Annotated in this window: 20 protein-coding genes; 16 read left to right on the top strand and 4 right to left on the bottom strand. The window is 70.1% G+C overall.

Annotated elements, in window-relative coordinates; translation table 11 throughout:
• Positions 1 to 84 precede the first annotated feature (84 nt).
• The 3 genes from A4X16_RS11330 to def all read left to right on the top strand — a co-directional run bounded on the left by A4X16_RS11330 (position 85) and on the right by def (position 5,906).
• Positions 85 to 3,492 carry a pyruvate carboxylase gene (locus A4X16_RS11330; protein ID WP_067120573.1) on the top strand — a complete coding sequence of 1,136 codons (3,408 nt, stop codon included), beginning with the start codon at positions 85 to 87 and terminating at the stop codon, positions 3,490 to 3,492.
• Positions 3,493 to 3,573: 81 nt separating this feature from the next.
• Entirely contained in the window at positions 3,574 to 5,415 is a 1,842-nt protein-coding gene (locus A4X16_RS11325) for a MinD/ParA family ATP-binding protein (RefSeq protein ID WP_082914427.1), read from the top strand.
• On the top strand, positions 5,415 to 5,906 hold the full coding sequence (gene def, locus A4X16_RS11320) for a peptide deformylase (RefSeq protein WP_067120569.1): 492 nt from the start codon (positions 5,415 to 5,417) through the stop codon (positions 5,904 to 5,906). Before A4X16_RS11325 ends, def begins: the two co-directional genes overlap by 1 nt.
• Positions 5,907 to 5,961: 55 nt before the next feature.
• Here the strand turns inward: def and A4X16_RS11315 are convergent, their stop codons facing one another.
• Complete coding sequence (locus A4X16_RS11315; protein WP_067120567.1) at positions 5,962 to 7,794, bottom strand: AMP-dependent synthetase/ligase; 1,833 nt, start codon at positions 7,792 to 7,794, stop codon at positions 5,962 to 5,964.
• Positions 7,795 to 7,945: 151 nt separating this feature from the next.
• Between A4X16_RS11315 and A4X16_RS11310 the strand changes: the two genes are divergently transcribed.
• Positions 7,946 to 8,644 carry a lysophospholipid acyltransferase family protein gene (locus A4X16_RS11310; protein WP_067120626.1) on the top strand — a complete coding sequence of 233 codons (699 nt, stop codon included), beginning with the start codon at positions 7,946 to 7,948 and terminating at the stop codon, positions 8,642 to 8,644.
• A gap of 38 nt (positions 8,645 to 8,682) precedes the next feature.
• Positions 8,683 to 10,023 carry a class II 3-deoxy-7-phosphoheptulonate synthase gene (locus A4X16_RS11305; RefSeq protein WP_067120565.1) on the top strand — a complete coding sequence of 447 codons (1,341 nt, stop codon included), beginning with the start codon at positions 8,683 to 8,685 and terminating at the stop codon, positions 10,021 to 10,023.
• Between the two features lie 89 nt (positions 10,024 to 10,112).
• Here A4X16_RS11305 and pknB read toward each other — a convergent pair whose 3' ends face one another.
• Together pknB and A4X16_RS11295 are read right to left on the bottom strand one after the other, a co-directional pair.
• Positions 10,113 to 12,059 (bottom strand): Stk1 family PASTA domain-containing Ser/Thr kinase, encoded by a 1,947-nt coding sequence (gene pknB, locus A4X16_RS11300; RefSeq protein WP_067120563.1) that lies wholly within the window; start codon positions 12,057 to 12,059, stop codon positions 10,113 to 10,115.
• 79 nt (positions 12,060 to 12,138) lie between these two features.
• On the bottom strand, positions 12,139 to 13,329 hold the full coding sequence (locus tag A4X16_RS11295; protein ID WP_067120624.1) for a LysM peptidoglycan-binding domain-containing protein: 1,191 nt from the start codon (positions 13,327 to 13,329) through the stop codon (positions 12,139 to 12,141).
• Positions 13,330 to 13,517: 188 nt separating this feature from the next.
• Here A4X16_RS11295 and A4X16_RS11290 point away from each other — a divergent pair, with 188 nt between their 5' ends.
• Complete coding sequence (locus A4X16_RS11290; protein ID WP_067120561.1) at positions 13,518 to 13,823, top strand: Rv2175c family DNA-binding protein; 306 nt, start codon at positions 13,518 to 13,520, stop codon at positions 13,821 to 13,823.
• An 18-nt stretch (positions 13,824 to 13,841) separates the two neighbouring features.
• Here A4X16_RS11290 and A4X16_RS11285 read toward each other — a convergent pair whose 3' ends face one another.
• Positions 13,842 to 14,942, bottom strand: a complete 1,101-nt coding sequence (locus A4X16_RS11285) for a polyprenyl synthetase family protein (protein ID WP_067120558.1) — start codon at positions 14,940 to 14,942, stop codon at positions 13,842 to 13,844.
• A gap of 86 nt (positions 14,943 to 15,028) precedes the next feature.
• Here A4X16_RS11285 and A4X16_RS11280 point away from each other — a divergent pair, with 86 nt between their 5' ends.
• The 10 genes from A4X16_RS11280 to A4X16_RS11235 all read left to right on the top strand — a co-directional run bounded on the left by A4X16_RS11280 (position 15,029) and on the right by A4X16_RS11235 (position 25,962).
• A complete protein-coding gene (locus tag A4X16_RS11280; protein ID WP_067120557.1) occupies positions 15,029 to 15,400 on the top strand; it encodes a DUF3040 domain-containing protein in 372 nt (123 codons plus the stop codon).
• Between the two features lie 305 nt (positions 15,401 to 15,705).
• Positions 15,706 to 16,137 (top strand): division/cell wall cluster transcriptional repressor MraZ, encoded by a 432-nt coding sequence (gene mraZ, locus A4X16_RS11275; protein WP_067120554.1) that lies wholly within the window; start codon positions 15,706 to 15,708, stop codon positions 16,135 to 16,137.
• Positions 16,138 to 16,253: 116 nt separating this feature from the next.
• Complete coding sequence (gene rsmH, locus A4X16_RS11270; RefSeq protein WP_067120552.1) at positions 16,254 to 17,192, top strand: 16S rRNA (cytosine(1402)-N(4))-methyltransferase RsmH; 939 nt, start codon at positions 16,254 to 16,256, stop codon at positions 17,190 to 17,192.
• Positions 17,189 to 17,764, top strand: a complete 576-nt coding sequence (locus A4X16_RS11265) for a hypothetical protein (protein ID WP_067120550.1) — start codon at positions 17,189 to 17,191, stop codon at positions 17,762 to 17,764. Before rsmH ends, A4X16_RS11265 begins: the two co-directional genes overlap by 4 nt.
• A 40-nt stretch (positions 17,765 to 17,804) precedes the next feature.
• Positions 17,805 to 19,586, top strand: coding sequence for a peptidoglycan D,D-transpeptidase FtsI family protein (locus A4X16_RS11260; protein ID WP_067120548.1), 1,782 nt, complete (start codon positions 17,805 to 17,807; stop codon positions 19,584 to 19,586).
• A 28-nt stretch (positions 19,587 to 19,614) separates the two neighbouring features.
• On the top strand, positions 19,615 to 21,027 hold the full coding sequence (locus A4X16_RS11255) for a UDP-N-acetylmuramoyl-tripeptide--D-alanyl-D-alanine ligase (protein ID WP_067120547.1): 1,413 nt from the start codon (positions 19,615 to 19,617) through the stop codon (positions 21,025 to 21,027).
• Positions 21,024 to 22,136 carry a phospho-N-acetylmuramoyl-pentapeptide-transferase gene (gene mraY, locus A4X16_RS11250; RefSeq protein WP_067120545.1) on the top strand — a complete coding sequence of 371 codons (1,113 nt, stop codon included), beginning with the start codon at positions 21,024 to 21,026 and terminating at the stop codon, positions 22,134 to 22,136. Before A4X16_RS11255 ends, mraY begins: the two co-directional genes overlap by 4 nt.
• Positions 22,126 to 23,664: a UDP-N-acetylmuramoyl-L-alanine--D-glutamate ligase gene (gene murD, locus A4X16_RS11245; protein WP_067120542.1), complete on the top strand. Its 1,539-nt coding sequence runs from the start codon at positions 22,126 to 22,128 to the stop codon at positions 23,662 to 23,664. The genes mraY and murD overlap by 11 nt, the downstream gene beginning before the upstream one ends.
• The gene (gene ftsW, locus A4X16_RS11240; RefSeq protein ID WP_082914423.1) at positions 23,633 to 24,889 is read left to right on the top strand and encodes a putative lipid II flippase FtsW; all 1,257 of its coding nucleotides are present in this window, start codon (positions 23,633 to 23,635) and stop codon (positions 24,887 to 24,889) included. Before murD ends, ftsW begins: the two co-directional genes overlap by 32 nt.
• Positions 24,886 to 25,962 carry a UDP-N-acetylglucosamine--N-acetylmuramyl-(pentapeptide) pyrophosphoryl-undecaprenol N-acetylglucosamine transferase gene (locus tag A4X16_RS11235; RefSeq protein ID WP_067120540.1) on the top strand — a complete coding sequence of 359 codons (1,077 nt, stop codon included), beginning with the start codon at positions 24,886 to 24,888 and terminating at the stop codon, positions 25,960 to 25,962. Before ftsW ends, A4X16_RS11235 begins: the two co-directional genes overlap by 4 nt.
• Positions 25,963 to 25,989 lie beyond the last annotated feature (27 nt).

Here is a 25,989-nt window from a genome sequence, read left to right as displayed (position 1 = left end):
GTTACCTGCCCCTAAGCTGGGTGCACACTCAGCCCCGCCCCATGCGCGCCGAAAACGCCGCGCATCGAGCTCTCAGAGGTGTGCATGTTCCAGAAGATCCTTGTGGCGAACCGTGGCGAGATCGCGATCCGCGCCTTCCGTGCGGCATACGAGGTCGGGGCGAGGACGGTGGCCGTCTTCCCCCATGAGGACCGCGGCTCGGTCCATCGGCTGAAGGCCGACGAGGCGTACGAGATCGGCGAGCGCGGGCATCCGGTCCGGGCGTACCTCGACGTGGAGGAGATCATCCGCGTCGCGAAAGAGGCGGGGGCGGACGCCATCTACCCCGGCTACGGCTTCCTGTCGGAGAACCCCGAACTGGCCGAGAAGGCCGCGGCGAACGGCATCGTCTTCATCGGACCGCCCGCGAAGGTGCTCGAGATGGCGGGCAACAAGGTCGAGGCGAAGCGCCATGCGATCGGGGCGGGCGTGCCCGTGCTGCGCTCGACCGAGGCGTCCGACGACGTGGATGCGCTGGTCGCCCAGGCCGACGGGATCGGGTTCCCGCTCTTCGCGAAGGCCGTCGCCGGCGGCGGCGGGCGCGGCATGCGGCGCGTCGAGACGGCGGCGGAGCTGGCCCCCGCACTCGCGGAGGCGATGCGGGAGGCGGCGAGCGCCTTCGGAGACGCGCGCATGTTCCTGGAGCAGGCGGTCGTGCGCCCGCGGCACATCGAGGTGCAGATCCTCGCCGACAAGACCGGCGAGACCGTCCATCTCTTCGAGAGGGACTGCTCGGTGCAGCGTCGTCACCAGAAGGTGGTCGAGATCGCGCCGGCCCCGAACCTCGACGACGGCATCCGCGCGGCCCTCCACGGGTACGCGGTCGCCTTCGCCCGGTCGATCGGGTACGAGAACGCGGGCACCGTGGAGTTCCTCCTCGAGACGGCGGGGGAGCGCACGGGGGAGGTCGTCTTCATCGAGATGAACCCGCGCATCCAGGTGGAGCACACCGTGACCGAGGAGGTCACCGACGTCGACCTGGTGCAGAGCCAGATGCGCATCGCCTCGGGGGAGACCCTCGCCGACCTCGGACTCGAGCAGGAGAACCTGCACGTGCGCGGGGCGGCGCTGCAGTGCCGCATCACCACCGAGGACCCGACGCAGGGCTTCCGGCCGGACACCGGCAAGATCACGACCTACCGCTCGCCGGGCGGGGCGGGGATCCGCCTCGACGGCGGCACGGTGCATCAGGGCGCGCAGATCAGCCCGCACTTCGACTCCATGCTCGCCAAGCTCACCTGCCGCGGACGCGACTACCCGGCCGCCGTCGCCCGAGCGCGACGCGCGCTGGCCGAGTTCCGCATCCGCGGGGTCTCCACCAACATCCCGTTCCTGCAGGCCCTGCTCGACGACGACGCGTTCATCGCCGGTGACGTCAGCACCTCGTTCATCGACGAGCGCCCTGAGCTGCTGCGCGGTCGCGAGTCCAAGGACCGCGGCACGAAGATCCTCAACTGGCTCGTCGACGTCACCGTCAACAAGCCGAACGGCGTGCATCCGCAGGCTGCGGACCCGCGGACCAAGCTCCCGACGGTCGACCTGACCGCGAAGCCGACCCCGGGTTCGCGCCAGCGGCTGCGCGAGCTCGGCCCGGAGGGGTTCGCGCGGAGCCTGCGTCAGCAGACCGCGCTCGCGATCACCGACACCACGTTCCGGGATGCGCATCAGTCGCTGCTGGCGACTCGGGTGCGGACGAAGGACCTCGTCGCCGTCGCGCCGCACATCGCGCGGCTCACCCCCGGACTCCTCTCCGTCGAGGCCTGGGGAGGCGCCACGTACGACGTGGCCCTGCGGTTCCTCGGCGAGGACCCGTGGGAGCGACTCGACAAGCTCCGGGAGGCGCTGCCGAACGTGGCGATCCAGATGCTGCTCCGCGGGCGCAACACCGTCGGATACACGCCGTACCCCACCGCCGTCACGGAGGCCTTCGTCTCGGAGGCGGCGGCCAGCGGCGTCGACATCTTCCGCATCTTCGACGCCCTGAACGACGTGGAGCAGATGCGTCCGGCGATCGAGGCGGTCCGGGCCACGGGCACCGCCGTGGCGGAGGTGGCGCTGTGCTACACGGGTGATCTGCTCGACCCGGCGGAGGGCCTCTACACGCTCGACTACTACCTGCGGCTCGCCGACCGGATCGTGGCCTCCGGAGCGCACATCCTCGCGATCAAGGACATGGCCGGCCTCCTCCGCCCGGCAGCCGCCGCGAGGCTGGTGGGCGCGCTCCGCGAGCGGTTCGACCTCCCGGTCCACCTCCACACGCACGACACCCCGGGCGGACAGCTCGCCACGCTGCTCGCCGCGAGCGCCGCGGGCGTCGATGCGGTGGACGCCGCGTCCGCTCCGCTCTCCGGCACCACCAGCCAGCCGTCGCTCTCGTCCCTCGTCGCGGCGCTCGCGCACACCGACCGGGACAGCGGGCTCGACCTGGCGGCCGTCTCGGACCTCGAGCCGTACTGGGAGGCGGTGCGCCGCGCGTACGCGCCGTTCGAGTCCGGCCTCCCCGGGCCCACCGGGCGCGTCTACCACCACGAGATCCCGGGCGGGCAGCTGTCGAATCTGCGGCAGCAGGCGAAGGCGCTGGGGCTCGCCGACGACTTCGAGCTCATCGAGGACATGTACGCCGCCGCCGACCGCATCCTCGGCCGCGTGCCGAAGGTCACGCCGTCCTCGAAGGTCGTCGGAGATCTGGCTCTCCACCTCGCCGCGGTCAAGGCCGACCCGGCGGACTTCGAGGCGAACCCCGAGAAGTACGACGTCCCGGACTCGGTGGTCGGGTTCATGGCCGGCGAGCTCGGCGACCTGCCCGGCGGCTGGCCGGAGCCGTTCCGCTCGAAGGTCCTGGCGGGTCGCACGGTGCGCACGGCGATGACCGAGATCTCCGAGGATGACGAAGCCGCTCTCGCCGGAGACAGCCTCACTCGCCGCGCGCGGCTCAACACGCTCCTGTTCCCCGCGCCGATGCGTGAGTTCACGGAGCGGCGCGAGCACTTCGGCGACCTCTCGGTGCTGGACACCGGGGACTACCTGTACGGGCTCGTGCAGGGGCAGGAGCACCTCGTCGAGATGGATCGCGGAGTGCAGCTGTACGTGGGCCTGGAAGCCATCGGCGACCCGGATGACAGGGGCATGCGCACCGTCATGACCACGCTCAACGGCCAGCTGCGCCCGGTGTTCGTCCGCGACCGCTCGGTCGCCGTCGACGCCCACGAAGTGGAGAAGGCCGACACCTCGGTGCCCGGTCAGGTGGCCGCGCCGTTCTCGGGGGTCGTGACGCTGAAGGCGGAGGTCGGCGACACGGTGCGGGCCGGCGAGCCGGTCGCGTCGATCGAAGCCATGAAGATGGAGGCGGCCATCACGTCGCCCGTGGACGGCGTCGTCGAGCGCCTCGCGATCGGGGCGACCCAGCAGGTGGACGCCGGGGATCTTTTGGTCGTCATCCGTCCGGCGCACTAATCTTGTCGGGCGCGGGCCGCGCTCGTCGTAGTGCACCCGAGGCCCGCCCAGGCTTGGAGTGACATCGTGACCCCGAAGAACATGGCAGAACCGCCGGACGAGGAGTCCAGGGGGGTGCTCGACGACGCCGCATCCCTGGACACGGCGGTGATCGGCAACCTCGGCAACACGGCTCAGGTCAGCGTGGTGATGCCGAAGGACGAGGATGACGACCTCGAGGACGACGGCGTGGTGGACGGCGAGGTCGTCGCGGATCTGATCATCGACGAGCCGGTCGCCGCCGCCAGAGCGGCGGCAGAGACCGTCGCGGCCGCGGAGATCTCGATCGCACCGCTCAGCGGTCCGCTGATCATCGAGCTGCCGCCGGAGCCCACCGGTCAGCAGGCGGATCCCGCGCCCGAGGAGCCGGAGGCGGATCCCGCGCCCGAGGAGCCGGAGGCGGAGTCTGCCTCCACGACGGCGACGCAGACGGGCGTCGAGACGCAGACCGGTCCGCAGGAGGACGATGCGCACCCGTCGTCCGAGCACGACGCGGCACCCGAACCCGACTCCGAGGGGGATCCCGCGCCGTCGGCGCAGGCCGAGGACGACATCGACCGGGACTCCGACTCCCATGCCGAGATCGCCGAGGTGCTGCCCGAAGGCCCCGCCTCGTCCGCTCGCACCGCGCAGACCGGCGCCGACCCCGTGACGTCGAGTGCGGCCGACTCCGCCGGGGACGTCCGCGGCGACGACGATGCCCGGGCGGCCGCGGATGCCGCCGAGGCGGCAGCCGCCGCGGCGTTCATCGCGCGCGCGCAGGCCGACATCGACGCACGCGCCGCATCGCGCACCGCGCCGACCCGCATCCGAACCGCGACGAAGGAGAGCACCGCTGTGGACATCCCCGACAAGAGCGTCGTCCCTCGACAGACGCGTTCGACGCGTGCGGACGTGCAGCTCAGCTCCAAGCGGCTCGACGATCTCGGCGACTCGTCGCGGGAGAGCGCCGACCTGCTCACGGCCGACCGGCTGCTCGATCCGCACCGCGTCACGAAGCCCGAGCCCGAGGGGGCCTGGAGCCACTTCCTGTACACGATCTCCGGTCGGCGCATCAACATCGGAGACGGGCGGCGCGCGCGGGAGCGCAAGGCTCTCTCCGCGCGGATCGCCGCACCGCTGGTCGGCGGCGCCCGGTTCGTGCCGGTGCTCTCCCGCAAGGGCGGGGTCGGCAAGACGACGATCACCGCGCTCCTGGGCATGGCCCTCGCCGACGCGCGCGACGATCGGGTGATCGCGGTCGACGCCAACCCCGATCGCGGCACCCTGGCGGAGCGGATCGTCCGTCCGCCGCACAACCGCTCGGTGCGAGACCTCGTGCGCATCCACGACGAGGTCAAGGGCTACCACGACATCTCGGCGATCGTCGCGCGCGATGCCACGCGTCTCGACGTCCTGGCGTCGGACGCCGATCCGCGCATCGCCGAGGCGTTCAGCGACAGCGACTACCGCGATGTCGCGGGAGTCGCCGCGCACTATTACTCCCTCGTGCTGACCGACACCGGCACGGGCATCGTGCACTCGGTGATGTCGGCGACGCTCGACCTCGCCGACCAGATCGTGATCGTGTCGGGGCTGAGCGTGGACGAGGCGCGTCTGGCGTCCGAGACGCTGACCTGGCTCGAGACGAACGGCTACGCCGAGCAGGCTCGGGAGGCCGTGGTCGTGCTGAACCAGTCGACGCCCGGCGCGCCGCTCGTGCGGCTCAACGAGCTCGAGGCGCACTTCCGCACGCGGGCTGCGCATGTGGTGCGGATGCCGTACGACGCGCAGATCGCCGGCGGGGGCACGATCGTGTTCACGAACCTCCAGCCGGAGACGAGGGTGGCGGCGCGCGAGCTCGCTGCGCTCCTCGTCGAGGGCCTGCGGGCGAAGGGAGCCTGATGTCGGTCCGTGAGATCAGGGTCTTCGGAGACCCCGTGCTCCGCACGATGTGCACGCCGATCGAGGAGATCGACGACGGCGTGCGCGCGCTGGTCGCCGACCTCGTCGACACCGTGGAGCTGCCGGGACGCGCGGGCGTCGCCGCCCCGCAGATCGGCGTGGCGCTGCGGGCGTTCAGCTACAACATCGACGGCGACATCGGCTACGTCATCAATCCCGTGCTGACCGAGGTGCGCGGCGAGCCCGTGCCGACCGGGGAGGGATGCCTCTCGGTACCCGGCCTGTGGCACGACGCGCTGCGGTATCCGTGGGCTCGGGTCGAGGGGATCGACCTCGACGGCGCGCCCGTGGTGCTCGAGGGGGAGGGGCTGCTCGCCCAGGCCCTCCAGCACGAGACCGATCACCTCGACGGCATGCTGTACCTGTCTCGACTCGACGCCGAGACCCGCAAGCGCGCGATGCGCGAAGTGCGCGAGAGCGCCTGGTTCTGAGCCGTCCTCCCACGCAGAAAGGCCCCGCCGGAGCGGGGCCTTTCTGCATGCAGGCTCAGCCGCCGATGGCGACGTTCGTCGTGGTGACCGGCTCGTCATAGATCGCGGAGATCTCGTCGGCGAAGTCGTTCATGATGATGTTCCGCTTGATCGAGAGCTTCGGCGTGAGGTGGCCGGAGGCCTCCGTCCACTCGCTGTCCAGGATGGTGAACTTGCGGATCGACTCCGCGCGGGAGACGCGGGTGTTCGCCGCATCCACGGCCTTCTGCACCTCGGCGCGCACAGCGTCGTTCTTCGCCGCCTCCACGAGGGACATGTCCTTGTCGAGGCCGTTGTTCGCCAGCCAGGTCGGGAGCATCTCGGGGTCGAGGGTGACGAGTGCCGAGATGAACGGGCGCTGATCGCCGACGACGACGACCTGACCGACGATCGGATTCGCGCGGATCGGGTCCTCGAGGGCGGCGGGGGCGACGTTCTTGCCACCCGCCGTGACGATGATCTCCTTCTTGCGACCGGTGATCGTGAGGAACCCCTCGGAGTCGAAGCTCCCGATGTCGCCGGTGTGGAACCATCCGCCGTCGCTGAACGCCTCGGCCGTCGCCTCGGGATTGTTCCAGTACTCCTTGAAGACGTTGACGCCCCGGACCTGGATCTCGCCGTCGTCCGCCAGCCGGATGCCGACTCCGGGCAGCGCGGGGCCCACCGTGCCGATCTTCGACTTGTCGGCGAGGTTCACGGTCGCGGGTGCGGTCGTCTCGGTCAGGCCGTAGCCCTCGAGGATCACGACGCCGAGACTGTGGAAGAAGTGGCCGAGACGAGCGCCGAGGGGAGCGGACCCGGACACCGCGTACACCACGCGGCCGCCCATCGCGTCGCGCAGCTTGCCGTAGACGAGCTTGTTGAACAGCGCGAACTTGAGCTTCATCCCGAACGGGATGCTCTTGCCCTCCTCCAGCAGTCGGGAGTGCTCGATGGCGACGTCCGCCGCCGCCCGGAAGATCTTGCCCTTGCCGCCGGCCTCCGCCTTCTGCTCCGCCGAGTTATAGACCTTCTCGAACACGCGGGGGACCGCGAGAAGGAAGGTCGGCTTGAAGGAGCCGAGGGCGGGGAGCAGCTGTCGCGTGTCGGGCTGGTGGCCGGTGCGCACACCCGCGTGGATGTTCAGGATCGAGATGAAGCGCGCGAACACGTGCGCCGTGGTGATGAAGAGCAGCGTCGACGATCCGGGCGTCTGGACGACCGCGTCGAGGGCCTTCGCGGAGTTGCGCGACAGCTCCACGAAGTTGCTGTGCGTCAGGACGCAGCCCTTGGGGCGCCCCGTCGACCCGGAGGTGTAGATGAGCGTCGCGATGTCGGAGCCCACGGCGATGCTGCGCAGACGCTGGATGTCGGCATCCGGGACGGAGGCGCCCTGGGCCGTGAGCGAGCCGATCGCGTCGAGGTGCAGCTGCCACACCTCCCGGAGCAGCGGGAGGTCTCCGCGGACCTCGTCGACCTTGGCGAAGTGCTCGGGGGACTCGACGATGAGGGCGATCGCTCCCGAGTCCTCGAGGATCCACTGGATCTGCGACGGCGAGCTCGTCTCGTAGATCGGCACCATGACGGCGCCGGCATAGAACAGCGCGAAGTCGACGAGCGTCCACTCGTAGGTCGTGCGCGCGAGGAAGCCCACCTTCCCGCCGGGCTGGATGCCCGCGGCGACGAAGCCCTTGGCGAGGGCGATGACAGCGGCTTCGAAGTCCTTCGCCGAGATGTCGCGCCATCCGTCTCCCTCCGGGACGGCGAACAGCGCCCGGTCCGGGGTCGCCTCGACACGCTTCGCGAGCAGGTCGGCGACGTTCCCCTCGGGGTCGGCGGGGACGACGGCGGGGACTTCGAATTGGACCACGGCAGCTCCTTCGGTACCGGTCGGGCACGGGGTTGCACCCGAGTCTAGGGCATGGGACCCGGTCGCATCATCGATGGAACTGAGTCGCTCGGCGGGCATCTCCACGAGATGCCTCCGACGGATGCCGGACTCGGCGCTAGACTTCACCTCGATGTTCTACTGGCTGATGAAGTACGTCGCGATTGGCCCCCTGGTCAAGGCGATCTTCCGACCATGGGTCGTGGGACGCGCGAACATACCCGCGAACGGGGCGGCGATCCTCGCCAGCAACCATCTGTCCTTCGCGGACTCCATCTTCCTGCCGCTGATGATCGATCGCTCGATGTCGTTCCTGGCGAAGAGCGACTACTTCACCGGGCGCGGTCTCAAGGGCCGGGCGACGAAGTTCTTCATGAAGGCGACCGGGCAGATCCCGATCGACCGGTCCGGCGGCAAGGCCTCGGAGGCCTCCCTCAACACCGGCCTGCAGGTGCTCGGCAGGGGAGACCTGCTCGGCATCTACCCCGAGGGCACTCGAAGCCCCGACGGCAAGCTGTACCGCGGTCGCACGGGCCTGGCACGCATGGCGCTCGAGGCGAAGGTCCCTGTCATCCCGGTGATCATGGTCGACACGGACACGGCGATGCCCATCGGGCAGCGGCTGCCGCGCGTCGTCCGCGTGGGCATCGTGATCGGCGAGCCCCTCGACTTCTCCCGCTACGCCGGCATGGAGAACGACCGCTACATCCTCCGCTCCGTCACGGACGAGATCATGGTGGCCCTGCAGCGGCTGGGCGCGCAGGAGTACGACGACGTGTACGCGTCGACCGTGAAGGACCGCCTCCCCGCCCGCGTCACACAGCGCTCCTGACGCATCGGGGCACCCTCCGCGAGCAGTAGGCTGGACGCATGCTCCCGCACCACATCGACGCGCTTGACGCGTGGCGCTCGCTCCCGATCAAGCAGCAGCCTCAGTGGCCGGACGCCGAGCGCGTCGCCGAGGTCTCTGCTCAGATCGCGGCGCTGCCGCCCCTGGTGTTCGCCGGCGAGGTCGACAACCTCCGCGACCGGCTCGCGCGCGCGGCATCCGGGCAGGCGTTCCTGCTCCAGGGTGGCGACTGCGCCGAGACGTTCGCCGGCGCCACCGCCGACCAGATCCGCAACCGGATCAAGACCGTCCTGCAGATGGCGGTCGTGCTGACGTACGGCGCCTCGATGCCGATCGTGAAGATGGGCCGCATGGCCGGTCAGTTCGCGAAGCCGCGCTCGAGCGACTCCGAGACCCGTGGCGATGTCACGCTGCCGGCATACCGCGGCGACATCGTGAACGGCTACGACTTCACCGAGGGATCGCGCCGCGCGGACCCGGGCCGCCTGCTGCAGGGCTACCACACGGCGGCATCCACGCTGAACCTCATCCGCGCGTTCACGCAGGGTGGATTCGCGGACCTCCGCGAGGTGCACTCGTGGAACAAGGGCTTCGCGCAGAACCCCGCGAACCAGCGGTACGAGCGCATGGCCGCCGAGATCGACCGCGCGATCAAGTTCATGGAGGCCGCGGGAGCGGACTTCGACGAGCTCAAGCGCGTCGAGTTCTTCACCGGCCACGAAGGCCTGCTCATGGACTACGAGCGGCCCATGACGCGCATCGACTCCCGCACGGACACGCCGTTCAACACCTCGGCGCACTTCCTGTGGATCGGCGAGCGCACGCGCGAGCTCGACGGCGCGCACGTCGACTACTTCTCGAAGATCCGCAACCCCATCGGCGTGAAGCTCGGCCCGACCACGACGCCCGAGACGGCGCTCGCCCTCATCGACAAGCTCGACCCGAACCGCGAGCCCGGCCGACTGACCTTCATCACCCGCATGGGGGCGGGAAAGATCCGCGACGCCCTGCCGCCGCTGCTCGAAGCCGTGCGCGACTCCGGCGCTCAGCCGCTGTGGGTCACCGACCCCATGCACGGCAACGGCATCACGACGCCGACCGGGTACAAGACCCGTCGCTTCGACGACGTGGTCGACGAGGTGCGCGGCTTCTTCGAGGCGCACCGGGCCGTGGGGACGTTCCCCGGCGGCATCCATGTCGAGCTCACGGGCGACGACGTCACGGAGTGCCTCGGCGGCTCGGAGCAGATCGACGAGGCCGCGCTCGCGACCCGCTACGAGAGCCTCTGCGACCCGCGCCTGAACCACATGCAGAGCCTCGAGCTGGCCTTCCTCGTCGCCGAGGAGCTCGAGAAGCGCTGACCCGTCGCAGACGCGAGAACCGCCCTTCCGGATGCCGGGAGGGCGGTTCTTCTGCATAGGGAGCGGCGAACATCGTCCGTCGCCCGTGGTCAGCCGGAGAGCTGGATCGACAGCCGGACGGTGCCGCCGCGCCGCAGCTGCTTGTCGGCGCCCGGGTCCTGGCCGGTGACCTTCGCCAGCTCCGCGAAGCCGGGGAGGTCACCCCATGCCGCATACGTCGCGGTGAAGCCGGCGTCCTCCAGGATGCCCTTCGCCTCCACGAGCGTGCGGTTCGACACGTCGGGGACCGGGAAGAGCTCGGGGCCCTTGGACACGATGAGCTGCACCGAGTCCCCGGGCCGCCAGTTGCCCTCCTCTGCGCGGTCGGCCACGCCGATGACGACGTCCTGGTCGACCGACTCGCTGAACCGGTAGTCGATCTCTCCCGAGACCTGCAGCTGCTTCTCGGTCAGCGTGCTCGTCGCCTCGTCCACCGACATCCCCGCGACGTCGGGGAAGGCGCCCGCCGAGACGTACAGCTCGACCGAGTCGTCCTCACGCAGCTCGCAGCCGTCACCGCAGCCGTAGACCTCGGCGCCGTCGCGCGGTGTCACGAACGCGTTGATGACGCGGCCCTCGTCGGCATCGGAGAAGAGGATGAGCGGCTGCTCGGCGACGTTGACCCTGATGTCGGCGAGGAAGTCCCGCGCCTCCTGCTCGGTCTTGCCGTTGAGCGCCTCGACCGTGTGCGAGGCGGGCCCGGCCGAGACGATCACGGTCACCTCGGCGCCCTTGTCCAGGCGCGCGCCCTCGTCGGGATCGGTGCGGATCGTCTGGTCCTTCGCGACGTCGATCGAGTTCTCCTCGCCGCGCACGGCCACGAAGCCCTCGGCGCTGAGCGCAGCCGCCGCGTCGTCGTAGCTCAAGCCCGCGACCCCGGGTACGGCGACCAGGGACCCCGGGCCGGAGCCGAACCACCAGCCGACGCCGCCCGCGAGCGTGGCGAGCAGCAGCACGAGCGTCAGGAGGAACGCGCCCCGCGCCTTCCGCTTGGACGCACGACGACGCAGCAGGGTCGCGTTGTCCACGGCTTCGGGCGCGGGCGCTGTCGGGTCGGGGATGACCATGGTGCTCGGCATGACCTTCGTCAGGTCGGCCGAGTCGGCCTGGGCGCGCTGCGGCGTCGTGGCGGCGGCGACCGCGGGGGCGATGCCGAGGTTCCGCTCGATCTCGCGCAGACGGTCCAGCATCTGCTGGGCGTCGTCGGGGCGGTCGTCGGGAGACTTCTCGGTCGCCCACAGCACGAGCTCGTCGAGCTGCTCGGGAACGCCCGGGTTGCGCACGCTGGGACGGGGGACCGATTCGGTCGCGTGCTGGAACGCGATCTGCATCGGCTGCTCGCCCTTGTACGGCTGCTCACCGACGAGCATCTCGTAGAGCATGATGCCGAGGGCGTAGATGTCGCTGCGCGCATCCGCGGTGCCGCGGGTCACGAGTTCGGGAGCGAGGTAGGCGATGGTGCCGAGCAGCTGCTGCCCCGTGGCGGTGTTGGCGGTCGTCGCCCTGGCGAGTCCGAAGTCGCCGATCTTGATGCGCCCGTCCTCGGCGAGGAGCACGTTCTCCGGCTTCACGTCTCGGTGCACGATCCCGGCGCGGTGTGCGGCGGAGAGCCCGGCCAGCACGGCATCCATGATCGTGATCGTCTGCGGCACGGTGAGCCGCTTCTGCTCGCGCAGTAGCTCGCGCAGCGTGATGCCGGGCAGGTACTCCATCACGAGATAGGCGAGCTCGCCGTCCTGGCCCTGATCGAACACGTTGACGACATGGGGATCGGCGAGGCGTGCGGCCGCGCGGGCCTCTTGGATGAACCGGCTCTGGAACGCCGAATCGTCGCTGAGGTGCGCGTGCATCACCTTGAGCGCGATGCGGCGCTCGAGCCGGAGGTCGGTGGCGACGTAGACGGTCGCCATGCCTCCGCGGGCGATCCGCGCCCGAACCCGGTACCGACCGTCGACGAGCCGCCCGATGAGGGGGTCGGCCTGCTGATTGGTCGTCACGTCAAGATTCTATTGAGGACTCCCTGAAAGCTCCGGGAGCGGCTCGCCCTCGGGGCCTGGGGGTTTCCGGGGAACTCCGTCACCCGTGCTGCGCGAGCCACTGGTACGCCTGCGTCTCCCACTGCCCGTACCGCTCGGGGTAGGCCGAGATCTGCACGGCCTGCGCGGCATCCGTGAATCGCATGGTCTCCCAGCCCGGGATGTCGAGGAGGCCGCGGGTCGACTGCCCGTTCGGGTCGCCGACTCCGCCGAAGAACACCCGCGTGCTGCGGTCGGCGTCGAGCGCCTGCTCGGGCGTGCCCCACCCCGTGCTGGGGCGCTGCTGGAAGAGACCGAGCGAATCCCGGTCGCCCCAGGGGAGGTTCCGCAGGCTGGACTCGACCATCGCCGTCGCCAGCGCGATGGCGATCGCGCGGTCGGAGACCCCGAGCTGGCGGCCGACGCCGATGATGAGCGCGGCGTTGGACGCCTGCTCCGCATCCAGCGCCGCCGAGGACTGCGCGGCGGGGCCGGGCGCCGCGGCCGGAGCCGGCGCGGGTGCGGCGGGAGCGGGTGCCGCCGCGACGACGATGCTCTGACCCGGGTAGATGATGGCGTCGGCGCCCAGGCCGTTGAGGGCGAGCAGCGCCGCGGTCGTGGTGCCGTGCTTCTTCGCGATGCCGAAGAGGGTGTCTCCGGCGACGACCGCATGCGTCGCACCGCCGTTCGCGGGTGCCGGTGCGGCGGGTGCGGCGGGGGCCGGTGCGGGTGCAGTGGCAGCGGGGGAGCCGGAGAGCGCGAGCGCCTGTCCCGGGAAGATCACGGACGAGCGGGTGAGGCCGTTCGCGGCGAGGACGGCGTCGACGCTCGTACCGTGCTTCTGCGCGATGCCGAAGATCGTGTCCCCGGCGACCACCACATACGTCGCCGCCGCCGGCGGCGCAGGGGAGGGGGCGGCAGCGGGGGCCGGCGCGGAGCCGGCGAGCGAGAGGGTCTGACCCGGATAGATGACGGATCGCCAGCTCAGCCCGTTCCACGACAGCACGTCGACCGTGCGGAGCCCGAAGCGGGTCGCGATGGAGGAGACGGTGTCGCCCGGCTGCACCGTATAACTGGCCGGCGCGGCTTCCATCGGGGCGACCCGCAGCGGCGTGGTCTGCGGGCGCTCGATCGGCACGGCGTCGGCGGTCGCGGGAGCGGCGGCGACGCCGCCGGACAGGGTGCCGAGCACGGCGGCCGGCACTCCGAACTGCAGAATGCGCGTCCGACGCGCTGCGGTGTGCGTGCTCACGGTGGTCTCCCATGTCTCGGCGTCCGTCCACGCTGACACGGATGTATACGGAAGTCAACGGAAGTGACGTCCGTGACATGAGTGACGGAAGTGGTCGAAATGCGTCCTGCGCGCGCAGGTGAGATAGTTGTGGGGTGTCTGCGCCGTCTGAGAACAACCCGTCCGTGACCCCCACCGAGTGGCTGGCCATGCCCGACCTCGTCGAGGCGCTCGACGTGCCGCTGGGCCGCGTTCGGCGGCTCATCGACGAGCACTATCTGATCGGCTCACGCCGATCCGGGGTCTTCGCGGTCCCGTCGATCTTCATCGTGGACGGACATCCCCTCTCGTCGCTGCGCGGCACGGTGATCGTGCTGCAGGACGCCGCTTTCACCGACGACGAGGTCATCGACTGGCTGCTCGAGGCGGACGACACGCTCGGGCGCTCTCCCATCGACGCGCTCCTCGCCGGTCACAAGAGCGAGGTCAGGCGCCTCGCGCGCACGCTGGCCTGAGACCTTCTCGCCGGCCCCTCAGGCGGAGCGGACGGTCGCCGCGCGAGCGAGATCGCGCAGCTCTCCGACAGCGGCGTTGTCGAGCGGTGCTCCCGAGAGCGCGCGGTCCGCATCCTTCGCGTAGTCGTCGATCATCGCCTCGACGCGATCGAGGGCGCCCGACGCCGTGATGGTGGCCTGCAGGAATCCGATCTGATCCGCGCCCAGCTCGGGATCACCGAGCAGCTCGTCGAACAGGTTCCTCGCCGAGGTGTCGAGCGTCTGCCTGGTGAGCGCCACGAGCACGGTGCGCTTGCCCTCGCGGAGGTCGTCGCCTGCGGGCTTGCCCGTAACGGCGGCATCGCCGAAGACTCCGAGCACGTCGTCGCGCAGCTGGAACGCCATGCCCACGGGATGACCGAAGCGGCGGAGCGCTCGCTGCTGCTCCGCGTCGGCGTCGGCGACGGCGGCGCCCAGCACGAGAGGCTGCTCGATGCTGTACCGCGCCGACTTGAGAGAGACGACACGGAGGGCTCGGTCGACGTGCGAGTCGGCGGCGTTCACACTCCACGCGGACTCCTCGGCGATGTCGAGGAACTGACCGACCGTCACGTCGCGTCGCATGCGGGCGTATTCGCGACGCACCCCGGCGGCGTGGGGGAGCGGCGCGATCGCGTCCTCGAGCAGATCGTCGCTCCAGGCGACCAGGAGGTCTCCCAGAAGGATCGCCGAGGACCGTCCGAAGGCGGCGGCGTCGCCCGACCACTGCGACGCGCGATGCGCGCCCTCCAGTGCCCGGTGTGCAGCCGGACGTCCGCGGCGCGTGTCGGAGTTGTCGATCAGGTCGTCGTGCACGAGTGCGGCCGACTGGAAGATCTCGAGGGCGGCGCACACGTCCCACAGGGCGTCGGACTCCGCGGCGCGGCGGTCGTGGTGGCGGGCGACCGCCTGCCATCCCGCGTGGCAGAAGCGGGCGCGCAGACGCTTGCCGCCGACGAGGGTGCCCGCCGCGGTCTCCACGAGCGCGGCGGCGTCCGGGCCGTATTCGGCCGACTCCTCCCGCATCCGCTCGAGGAAGAGCTCCAGGCGTGCGGCGACGGCGTCGGGGACGAGTGTGGGGGACGGCACGACTCCCAGCATACGTAAAGCCAATGGGGCCCCGAACAGCTAGCCCCGCGCCGCATACCGCGCGTAGAATGGACGGACGAATACCCGAGGGGGACGAAATGCCACTCTCCGAACAGGAGCAGCGTCTGCTCGACGAGATGGAGCGCCATCTCCTGCACAATGACGCCGACGTCGTGAGTGCGCCTTCGGGCGACCGAGCACTCAGCTACCGCAACCTGGTGTACGGAGCCCTCCTGCTCCTCGCCGGCGTGGGCGGGCTGATCGTCGGCGTCGTCCTCGGAGACGTGTGGGGCGTCGTCGTCGGAGTCATCGGCTTCGCGGCCATGCTCGGGGGCGTCATGCTCGCCGTGACCCCCGTGCGAAAGCCCCTCTCCGCCGTCCCGCGCGAGCGGGCACCCAAGCAGCAGAGCTCCGCGTCCTTCATGGATCGCATGAACGATCGTTGGGACCGCCGTCACGACGGCCACTGACCGCACTTCCTCCTCGAAGGCCCGGATGCATTGAGCATCCGGGCCTTCGTGGTTCTCGGGCTCGGGGCTCCCCGTCATACGGCGCCCCGACGGCGAGCGCGCTCCGGGTGGCCGCTGAGCTCCCTGTCGCTCCACCGGTCCTCCACCCGCCCTCCACTGCGCTCCACCGCATCGTTCCGCGGAATCCCGCGTCCCCTCTCGTCATTCCTGTCCTCAGAGCGGCAATTGACCGTGGTTTTGTGGAGGAAAGTGGAGTAAAGTGGTGCTCACCTCGAGTTGGCCGGACGCAGAGGGGGTGATGGCTGATGTTGCTGGGAACGCATTCTCCGAAGCTGGACGACAAGGGACGGGTCATCCTTCCCGCGAAGTTCCGCGAAGACCTCGGTGGCGGCATCGTCGTCACTCGAGGGCAGGAGCGCTGCCTCTACGTCTTCAGCACGGCCGAGTTCGAGGCGATGCACGAGCGGATCCGGCAGGCCCCGCTCGCGAACAAGCAGGCGCGCGACTTCATGCGCCTGTTCCTCTCCGGTGCGAGTGCGGAGATGCCAGACAGCCAGAACCGCATCACCATCCCCGCGCACCTCCGCCAGTACGCGGGACTGCAGAAGGAGCTCATCGTCACCGGAGTCGGCGCTCACGCCGAGATCTGGGATGCCGAGAGCTGGAACGCCTACCTCGCCGCCGGCGAGGAGTCCTACGCCGACCTCGAGCAGGAGGTGATCCCGGGACTGTTCTGACCACGGCTGTGATGCCCCGCCGCTCTCGCCCCGACACACTTCCCCGGTGCCGGGTCGTGAAGCGGAGGGGGATCAGGGCCCTGGTCACCGACATACAGAGGTCACCGAGAGAGATCATGAACCTCCGCGACATCCACACCCCCGTCCTGCTCGATCGATGCGTCGAGCTGCTGGCTCCGGCCCTCCAGGCCGACGGAGCGGTGCTCGTCGACGCCACTCTGGGCATGGGCGGTCACTCTGAGGCCCTGCTCGAGCGCTTCCCCAACATCCGCCTGGTCGGCCTCGACCGCGACACCGACGCCCTGCGCATCGCGGGTGAGCGTCTCGCACGATTCCGCGACCGCATCACGCTCGTGCACACGGTCTACGACGAGATCGGACTGCACGCGCAGGGTGCCGCCGGCATCCTGTTCGACCTCGGAGTCTCGTCGCTCCAGCTGGACGAGGCCGAGCGCGGATTCGCCTACTCCAAGGACGCGCCGCTCGACATGCGCATGGATCAGACGCGCGGCATCACCGCCGCCGAGGTGGTCGCGACCTACAGCGAGGGCAACCTCCGCCGGATCTTCGAGCGCTACGGCGAGGAGAAGCTCGCGGGACGGTACGCGCGCTTCATCATCGACGCGCGGCAGAAGTCGCCGATCACGCGGTCCGGGGAGCTCGTCGACATCCTCATCGCGGCCACTCCCGCCGCCGCGCAGCGGGCGGGGCACCCGGCCAAGCGGGTCTTCCAGGCTCTCCGCATCGAGGTCAACGCCGAGCTGAATGTGCTGGCCGACGCGATCCCCGCCGCGATGGACGCCCTCGCGGTCGGCGGGCGCATCGTCGTCATGTCCTACCAGTCCCTCGAGGACCGTCTCGTGAAGCAGGCGTTCGCCGCCGGTGCCGCGTCGACGGCTCCGAAGGGTCTCCCGGTCGAGCTCCCCGAGCACGCCCCTCGCTTCAGAATCATCACCCGCGGAGCCGAACTGGCCGATGACGCCGAGCGGGCGCGCAACCCGCGCGCGATCCCGGTGCGGCTGCGCGCAGCGGAGAAGGTCCGAGAGAACGCATGAGCCTGAACGCGACCGCACGCACGCCGCAGAGGGCGCCCGCCGCGCCTGCACGCGAGCCTCGGCGCCGACTCGAGCCCGTCACCGGCACGCCGACCCGCCGCAAGCCCAAGCTCGCCTACGCGCTGGCCGCGCTGGCCGGGGCGATGGCCATCGGGGCGGCGCAGATCGGGCTGTCCCTCGCGATCACCCAGGACTCCTTCGTGCTGGCCGGCCTGAGCTCGCAGCAGCGCGAGCTCGACCTTCGCACCGACGCCCTGCAGGAGGACCTGACCGGCTTGAGCTCGCCGCAGTCGCTCGCGTCGGGAGCCGCCGCGCTCGGCATGGTCGTCGCCGGCTCCCCGTCGTATTTGCGGCTGAGTGACGGAGCCGTGTTCGGTCAGGGGGAGGGCGCCGGAGGCACCTCGACCATCGATCCGAACGGCGCGGGCGCGGTGAGCAACGCGCTGCTGCAGAACGCCATCGCGCAAGGAATGACGGAGGCCGAGGCAGGGGAGGCCGAGGCCACGACGCCGCCCGCCGCCGAGCTGCCGCCGGCGATCACCGACGGCCTGCCGAGCCCGACCACCCGCTGAGACACCCGCACCGACCGCCACGACCCGACGGAGACAGTCCATGACGACGAGAGCCACCCGGAGTCCCCGGCGACGCACGGTCGTCGCACTGGCGGTCATCCTCGCCATCCTGGCGGCGTTCGTCGTGCGGCTGATCGACATCCAGGTGGTCAAGGCCGACGAGCACGTCGAACAGTCCCTGGATTTCATCGCGAAGGGGACGCCCATCTACGGCGACCGCGGATCGATCACGGACGCGGACGGCGCGGTGCTCGCCGAGAGCGTGAAGGTCTACGACGCCCAGCTCAGCCCGCAGGTGATCCGACTTCTCGAGGAGGACGCGGACAACCCGCCGAAGCTCCCGTGGGCCGAGGCGTCCACGCGGATCGCGGAGATCATGGGCCTGGATGCCGAGAAGCTGCGCGCCGACATCGCCGCGACGCTCGCGGAGAACCCCGACTCCCAGTACTTCCCGCTCGTGAAGGGCCTCGGCTCCGAGCAGTACATCGCGCTGCGCGAGCTCAAGCTCGGCTCCTACCTCACCATGACCGCGCGTGAGATCCGCGTCTATCCGAACGGCGCCGTGGCCGGCAACCTGATCGGCTACCTCGACGGCACCGGGACCGCTCAGGCCGGCGTCGAGAAGCTGGATGATCGATGCCTCGCGCCGACCGACGGCGAGGAGAGCTATCGCACGGGCAAGGACGGCGTGATCATCCCGGGCAGCGAATCCCGCACCGACGCCGTGAACGGCGGGACGGTGCAGCTCACGATCAGCAGCGACCTGCAGTGGTACATGCAGCAGATGATCGCCGAGGAGGCTCAGCTGCAGGGCGCCAAGGGCGGCACCGTGACGGTCGTCGAGGTGGGGACGGGCAAGATCCGGGCCGCCGCCGAGTGGCCGACCATGGACCCCAACGACCTCGACGCGTCTGCGCCGAACACCTGGGTGAGCAAGCTGTTCTCGTACCCGTTCGAGCCCGGATCCACGTTCAAGGCCGTCACCGCGGCGGCCGTGATGGAGAACGCGGGCGTGACGATGACGAGCCCGACCGTCGTCGCCTCCTCCTACGAGAAGTTCGACAACGGCGCCGTCATCAACGACGCGTTCGTGCACCCCGCTTTCACGTACACGCTCGCGGGCGCCCTGATCGACTCATCGAACGTCGCGCTGTCGAAGTTCGGGACCATGGTCAGCACGGACGTGCGGTACGACTACCTGCAGCGCTTCGGCGTCGCCGAGCCGACCATCGGGTTCCCTTCCGAGGCGAGCGGGCTGCTGCACCCGACGAAGAACTGGGACAACCAGTCGCTCTACACGACGACGTTCGGCCAGTACTTCACCGTGACGGCGCCGCAGCTCGCCGGTGCGTACCAGGCCATCGCGAACGGCGGAGAGAAGATCGGCCTGTCCCTGATCGAGTCGTGCACGGCCGCCGACGGCACGGTCGTCACCCCGGATGCGCCGGCGCGTGAGCAGATCATCAAACCGGAGACAGCCGCCGACCTCACCCGCATGCTCGAGAACGTCGCCGTCCAGGGCGGCAACGCCGAGCGCATCCAGGTTCCCGGCTATCGCGTCACGAGCAAGACCGGTACCGCGCAGATCCCCGACGGCAACGGCGGATACAAGCAGGGCGTGTACTACACGAGCATGGTGGGCTTTGCTCCCGTCGACGATCCGCAGTACGTCGTCGTGGTCACACTCGACGAGCCGACTAGAGTTACATCGTCTGCTGCTACCGCATCGGCCTTCCAGAAGGCGATGACCCAGACCATGAAGACCTATCGCGTGATGCCGTCCTCCACCCCGATGGACGCACTGCTTCCCAAGTTCGAATAGACGGCGCCCTGTCGCGCCTGGAGACGTCATGATCGCCCTGTCGCTTGCTGAGATCGCCGCCGTCCTCGGGGGTGAGCTGAGGCTCGCCGGAACCGCCACGGCGGACACCGTCGTCGACGGCGTCGTCGACACCGACTCGCGCACGATGGCTCCCGGTTCGATCTTCGTCGCGAAGCCGGGCGCCGAGACCGACGGCCATCGCTTCGTGGGCGCGGCTCTCGCGGCCGGCGCTGCTCTGGCCGTCGTCGAGCACCCCGTCGACGACGAGATCACCCAGATCGTCGTCGACGACGTCGTGGTGGCTCTGGCCGACCTCGCCCGCGAGGTCGTCGCGCGCGTGCGAGCGGCGGGGGACCTCCGGATCGTCGGGATCACCGGCTCCAACGGCAAGACGACGACCAAGAACTTCCTCGCGCGCATCCTCTCCGACGAGGGCGAGACCGTCGCGCCGATCAAGTCGTACAACAACGAGGTCGGCGCGCCCGTGACGATGCTGCGCGTCACCTACGACACCCGGTTCCTCGTCAGCGAGTTCGGAGCCGATGCGCCCGGCAGCATCGCGCGCCTCGCCGGCCTGGTCGAGCCGGACATCGCGGTGGTGCTCATGGTGGGCATGGCGCATGCCGGCGGGTTCGGCGGCATCGAGGCGACGGCGAAGGCGAAGTCGGAGCTCGTGACCGCGGCCTCGTCGTCCGGCACGGCCGTCCTCAACCTCGACGACCCCCGCGTGGCGGCGATGGGCGACCTCGCCCGCTCGCGCGGTATGCGGGTCGTCGGATTCGGCCAGGGACCGCACGCCGACGTGCGTGCCGAAGGCATCGAGGTCACGGCATCCGGGACGTCGGTGGACATCGTCGCCGGAGGCGAGAAGCGTCGACTCGCGCTGCGCGTCCTCGGCGCGCACCATGTGAACAACGCGCTGGCCGCGATCGCCGCCGCGGGCGTGCTGGGCGTTCCGGCGTCCGATGCGATCGCCCGGCTCGAGACGGTCGAGATCGCGGAGCGGTGGCGGATGCAGCCGATGGGCAGCGATCGGGTGCGGATCATCAACGACGCCTACAACGCCAGCCCTGACTCGATGGCCGCGGCGCTGCGGACCCTCGCGCAGATCACAGGCCCCGGCGAGCGCACGGTGGCGGTCCTCGGCGCGATGAGCGAGCTGGGGGAGACGGCCGGCGATGAGCACGACCGCATCGGCCTGCTCGCGGTGCGTCTGAACATCCAGCGCATCGTCGTCGTGGGTCAGGAGGCGCGTCGGCTCTACATCTCGGCGATCGGCGAGGGATCGTGGGACAGCGAGGCGATCTTCTTCGCCGACCAGGACTCCGCCTTCGAGTACCTGCGCACCGAGCTGCGCGACGGCGACCGCGTGCTCGTGAAGTCGTCCAATTCCGTGGGCCTGCGGCATCTCGGCGATCGTCTGGGAGAATTGTTCTCGTGAGGTCACTCATCATGGCGGCCGCGATCTCGCTCGCCTTCACCCTGTTCCTGACCCCCGTCTTCCTCCGGCTCTTCCGGAAGTGGGGCTGGGGGCAGGTCATCCGCACCCCCGAGGCGATCGAGAACCCGAACCACGAGGCGAAGCGCGGCACCCCGACGATGGGCGGTGTGATCTTCATCGTCGGCACGATGGTCGGCTACTTCACCGGCGTCTACGTCGGCGGCGGGACTCCTGCGCTCTCGGCGCTCCTGGTGATCTGGCTCATGGTCGGGTTCGGGATCGTCGGATTCATCGACGACTACATGAAGGTCCGCAGTCAGCGCAGCCTCGGCCTCTCCGGCTGGCGCAAGATCATCGGCCAGCTGCTCGTCATGATCCCGTTCGGGATCGTCGCGCTGAACTTCCCGAACCGGTTCGACCAGACTCCGGCATCCGGCTCGATCTCGCTGTTCCGCGACATCCCGTGGCTGAACCTCTTCGCCTTCACCGCGATCGTCGGCTGGGCGCTCTACCTGCTCTGGATCTCGGTCATCGGCGTCGCGACGTCGAACAGCGTCAACCTGACTGACGGGCTCGACGGGCTCGCTGCGGGCGCCGGTGTCATCGTCGTCGGGGCGTACAGCCTCATCGCCTTCTGGCAGTTCAAGCAGTCCTGCGTCGGAGAGGGCGTCGAGAAGGCGGCCATCGGCGGATGCTATGAGGTGCGAGACCCGTTCAGCCTCGCGATCATCGCGGCATCCTTCGCGGCGAGCCTCATCGGATTCCTGTGGTGGAACGCCCCCAAGGCGAAGGTGTTCATGGGAGACGTCGGCTCGATGGCGATCGGCGGCGTCGTCACCGCCATGGCGATCCTCACCCGCACGGAGCTGATGCTGTTCATCATCGCCGGCGTCTTCGTCCTCGCCTCGGGCTCGGTGATCCTGCAGCGCGCGTACTTCAAGATCACCCGCGGCAAGCGCCTGTTCCTGATGAGCCCGTTCCACCATCACCTCGAGATGCGCGGATGGTCGGAGGTGACCATCGTGGTCCGGATGTGGATCATCGCGGGTCTGCTCGCGGTGTCCGCGGTCGGTCTCTTCTACGTGGAGTGGCTGACGCGTGTCGACTGAGTCCCGCCTCGCGACCCTCACCAGCTGGCACGCGGACTGGTCGGGTCTCCGAGTCGCCGTCCTCGGCCTCTCGATGACGGGCTTCTCGGTCGCCGACACCCTCACCGAGCTCGGTGCCGAGGTCCTCGTGCTCAGCGAGGCGGCCGAAGAGGAGTACGCACGCCTGCTGCCGGTGATCGGAGCCCGGCTCGAGCTCGGTCCGCTCGCCGAGGTCCCCGACGCGCTGAGCGGGTTCGCCCCCGAGGTGATCGTCGCCTCGCCCGGGTTCCCGCCGTCGCACCCGGTGATCCGCTGGGCCCGGGAATCGGGCATCGCGATCTGGGGAGACGTCGAGCTCGCGTGGCGCGTGCGCGACAAGGTCACGCGTCCCGACGGCTCTCCTGCCGAGTGGGTGCTGATCACGGGCACGAACGGCAAGACCACGACCACGCAGATGACGGCGTCGCTGCTCGTCGCCGGCGGCCTCCGGGCGGCTCCCTGCGGGAACATCGGCATCCCCGTCCTCGACGCCGTGCGCGATCCCGCGGGCTTCGACGTCCTCGTCGTCGAGCTCTCCAGTCACCAGCTCTGGTACCTCGGCCAGTCGCGCGCCGAGGGCGAGATCTTCCCGTACGCGTCCGTATGCCTCAACCTCGCCGACGACCACCTCGTCTGGCACGGCAGCGCCAGGGCCTACCGCGACGCCAAGGCCATCGTCTACCGCAACACCCGCGTCGCCTGCGTCTACAACAAGTCGGACGAGGCGACCAGGGAGATGGTCGAGGAGGCCGAGGTGGTCGAGGGCGCCAGGGCGATCGGCTTCGACCTGGGCACACCGGGCCCGAGCGACCTGGGAGTCGTCGACGGGCTCCTCGTCGACCGCGCCTTCCTCGACGACAGGGCCCGCAGCGCGCTGGAGCTCACGACGGTCGCGGATCTCGCGGTCGCCGGCCTCGCGGCTCCCCACATGGTGCAGAACGTCCTCGCGGCCAGCGCCCTCGCGCGGTCGTTCGGGGTGGAGCCCGAGCGCATCCACGCCGCTCTGCAGGAGTTCAGGCTCGACGCGCACCGCATCGAGGTCGTCGCGCATCACGAGGGCGTGACCTGGATCGACGATTCGAAGGCCACGAACCCGCATGCCGCGGCATCCTCGCTGCGTGCGTATCCCGGGGCCGTGTGGATCGTCGGCGGAGACCTCAAGGGCGTCGACATCGCCGATCTCGTGGCCACGGCGGGTGTCACCGCCCGGGCGGCGGTCGTGATCGGCGTGGAGCGCGCCTCCGTCGTGGCGGCATTCGAGCGACACGCGCCGTCGGTGCCGGTGTTCGAGGTGGATGCTGGCGAGACTGGACAGGTCATGAACCGCGTCGTGGAGATCGCGGCCGGGATCGTCGATGGAGAGGGCACAGTCCTGCTGGCCCCCGCCGCGGCATCCTTCGACCAGTTCTCCAGCTATGCGGATCGGGGCCACCGCTTCGCCGAGGCGGTGCGGGACTGGATAGACCGGGGGAGCACCGATGACGCAGGTCGCACGCCCCCCTCGCTCTGAGTCGGGTCGCACGGCGTCGGGCGGTCTCGCGGCACGGGTGTCGCTCGGCCGGCGCTTCACCCCGGTCTCGACGGAGTTCCTGATGATCGCGTCGGCAGCGCTGCTGCTGACGATCTTCGGTCTGGTGATGGTCCTGTCGGCGACCAGCGCGACGGCCGTCTCCCGCGGAGAGAACCCGATGGACGGAGCGCTCCGCCAGGGTGTCTTCGCGATCCTGGGCGTGCCGCTCATGTTCCTCATCTCGCGGCTCCCGATGGCGTTCTTCAAGCGCATGGCGTGGCCGGCGCTGTTCTTCGCGGTCGCGCTGCAGATGGTCGTGTTCACCCCTCTCGGCATCGAGGACGGCGGAAACCGCAACTGGATCGGGATCGGCTCGTTCACGCTGCAGCCGTCCGAGTTCATGAAGATCGCCCTGGCCATCTGGATCGCCTTCGTCCTCCTGCGCAAGCAGGCCATGCTGGGCACCTGGCACCACGTCTTCATCCCCGTGATCCCCGTCGCGCTCCTCGCCATCGGCACGGTCATCGCCGGGAACGACCTCGGCACCTCGATGGTCCTGGTGCTCATCCTGCTGGGCTGCCTGTTCTTCTCCGGCGTCAAGCTGAGACTCTTCATCATCCCGGTGATCCTCGGGGTCGCGGCGGTGCTCGCGTACGCGCTCTCCAGCACCGACCGGATGCGGCGCATCACCGCCACGTGCGACGACATGTCGGCGTACACCGGCGACTGCTACCAGTCGATCCACGGCATCTGGGGGATGGCGTCCGGCGGCATCTTCGGGGTGGGTCTCGGCAACTCGCAGGAGAAGTACGGCTGGCTGCCCGCCGCCGGCAACGACTTCATCTTCGCGATCGTCGGCGAGGAGCTCGGTCTCATCGGGTGCGTCGTGGTGCTCGCCCTCTTCACGCTCTTCACGGTCGGCGCGTTCCACGTCATCCGCAAGACGAACGACCCGTTCATCCGCGTCGCCGCGGGAGGGCTGACGGTCTGGATCACGGGCCAGGCCGTGCTGAACATCGGCGTCGTCATCGGCGTGTTCCCGGTCATGGGCGTGCCGCTCCCGTTCATGTCCCAGGGCGGCACGGCGCTGCTGGCCGTGCTGATCGCATGCGGCGTGCTGCTGTCGTTCGCGCGCACGCTCCCGGTCGGCGAGGAGCGCGTCGCCGTGCGGGCGACGGAGGCTGGACGTCGGCCCGCGGCAGGGCGGGGTAGGGTCACACGGTGACCACGTACCTTCTCGCCGGCGGGGGAACCGCCGGTCATGTGAACCCCCTGCTCGCCGTGGCGGATGCGCTCCGCGACCGCGACGCGTCCGCGTCCGTGCTCGTCCTCGGCACGGCAGAGGGTCTCGAGTCCCGACTCGTGCCGGAGCGGGGCTACGAGCTGCTCATCGTCGACAAGGTGCCGTTCCCGCGGCGGCCGAACCGTCAGGCGCTCGGCTTCCCGCAGCGTCTCCAGCGGGCGATCGCCCAGGTGCGCGCCCACATCCGCGAGCACGGCGTAGACGTGGTCGTCGGCTTCGGCGGCTACGCATCCGCCCCCGCCTACATGGCCGCCCGTCGCGAGGGCGTCCCCTTCGTCGTGCACGAGGCGAACGCCCGGCCCGGGCTCGCCAACGTCCTCGGCGCGCGCCGAGCCGCCTCGGTCGGCGTGGCCTTCGAGGGCACCCCGCTCCGCCGTGCCGAGGTCGTGGGAATGCCCCTGCGGGCCGAGGTGATCTCCCTCGATCGGGACGCGACGCGTGCCGAGGCCGCGGAGCACTTCGGACTCGATGCCTCCCGTCCCGTCCTGCTCGTGTTCGGCGGTTCGCTCGGAGCTCAACGGCTCAACGAGGCGTTCGCGGATTCGTGGGCGGATGTCCTGGCGGCCGGCTGGCAGCTGCTGCACGTCACGGGAGAGCGGAGCGAGCTGGTCGACCCCGAGGTGCCGGGCTATGCACTCCGGCGGTACGTCGATCGGATGGACCTCGCGTTCGCGCTCGCCGACCTCGTCGTCTGCCGGTCGGGCGCGGCCACCGTCAGCGAGGTCAGCGCGCTCGGGATCCCGGCCCTGTATGTGCCGTACTCGGTCGGCAACGGCGAGCAGCGGCTCAACGCGGCATCCGCCGTCGCCGCAGGGGCCGCGCAGCTCCTCGACGACGCGACCTTCGACGGCGACGCCGTGCGACGGATCGTGCGCCCTCTCCTCGGCGACCGCCCCCGGCTCGCCGCCATGGCCGCCGCGGCGGGACGGGTGGGCACGCGTACCGGCACCGAGAACGTCATCGCGCTCATCGACCGGGCCGTCGCCGGCTCTTGACGCCCGACGCGGGCGCGGCGTGGAGCC

Origin of the sequence: Microbacterium sp. H83, from assembly GCF_001650405.1 — a bacterium.
Taxonomy (GTDB): Bacteria; Actinomycetota; Actinomycetes; order Actinomycetales; family Microbacteriaceae; genus Microbacterium.
The sequence above is the reverse complement of the archived record's forward strand: the minus strand, read 5'-3'. Positions and strand labels throughout refer to the sequence as shown.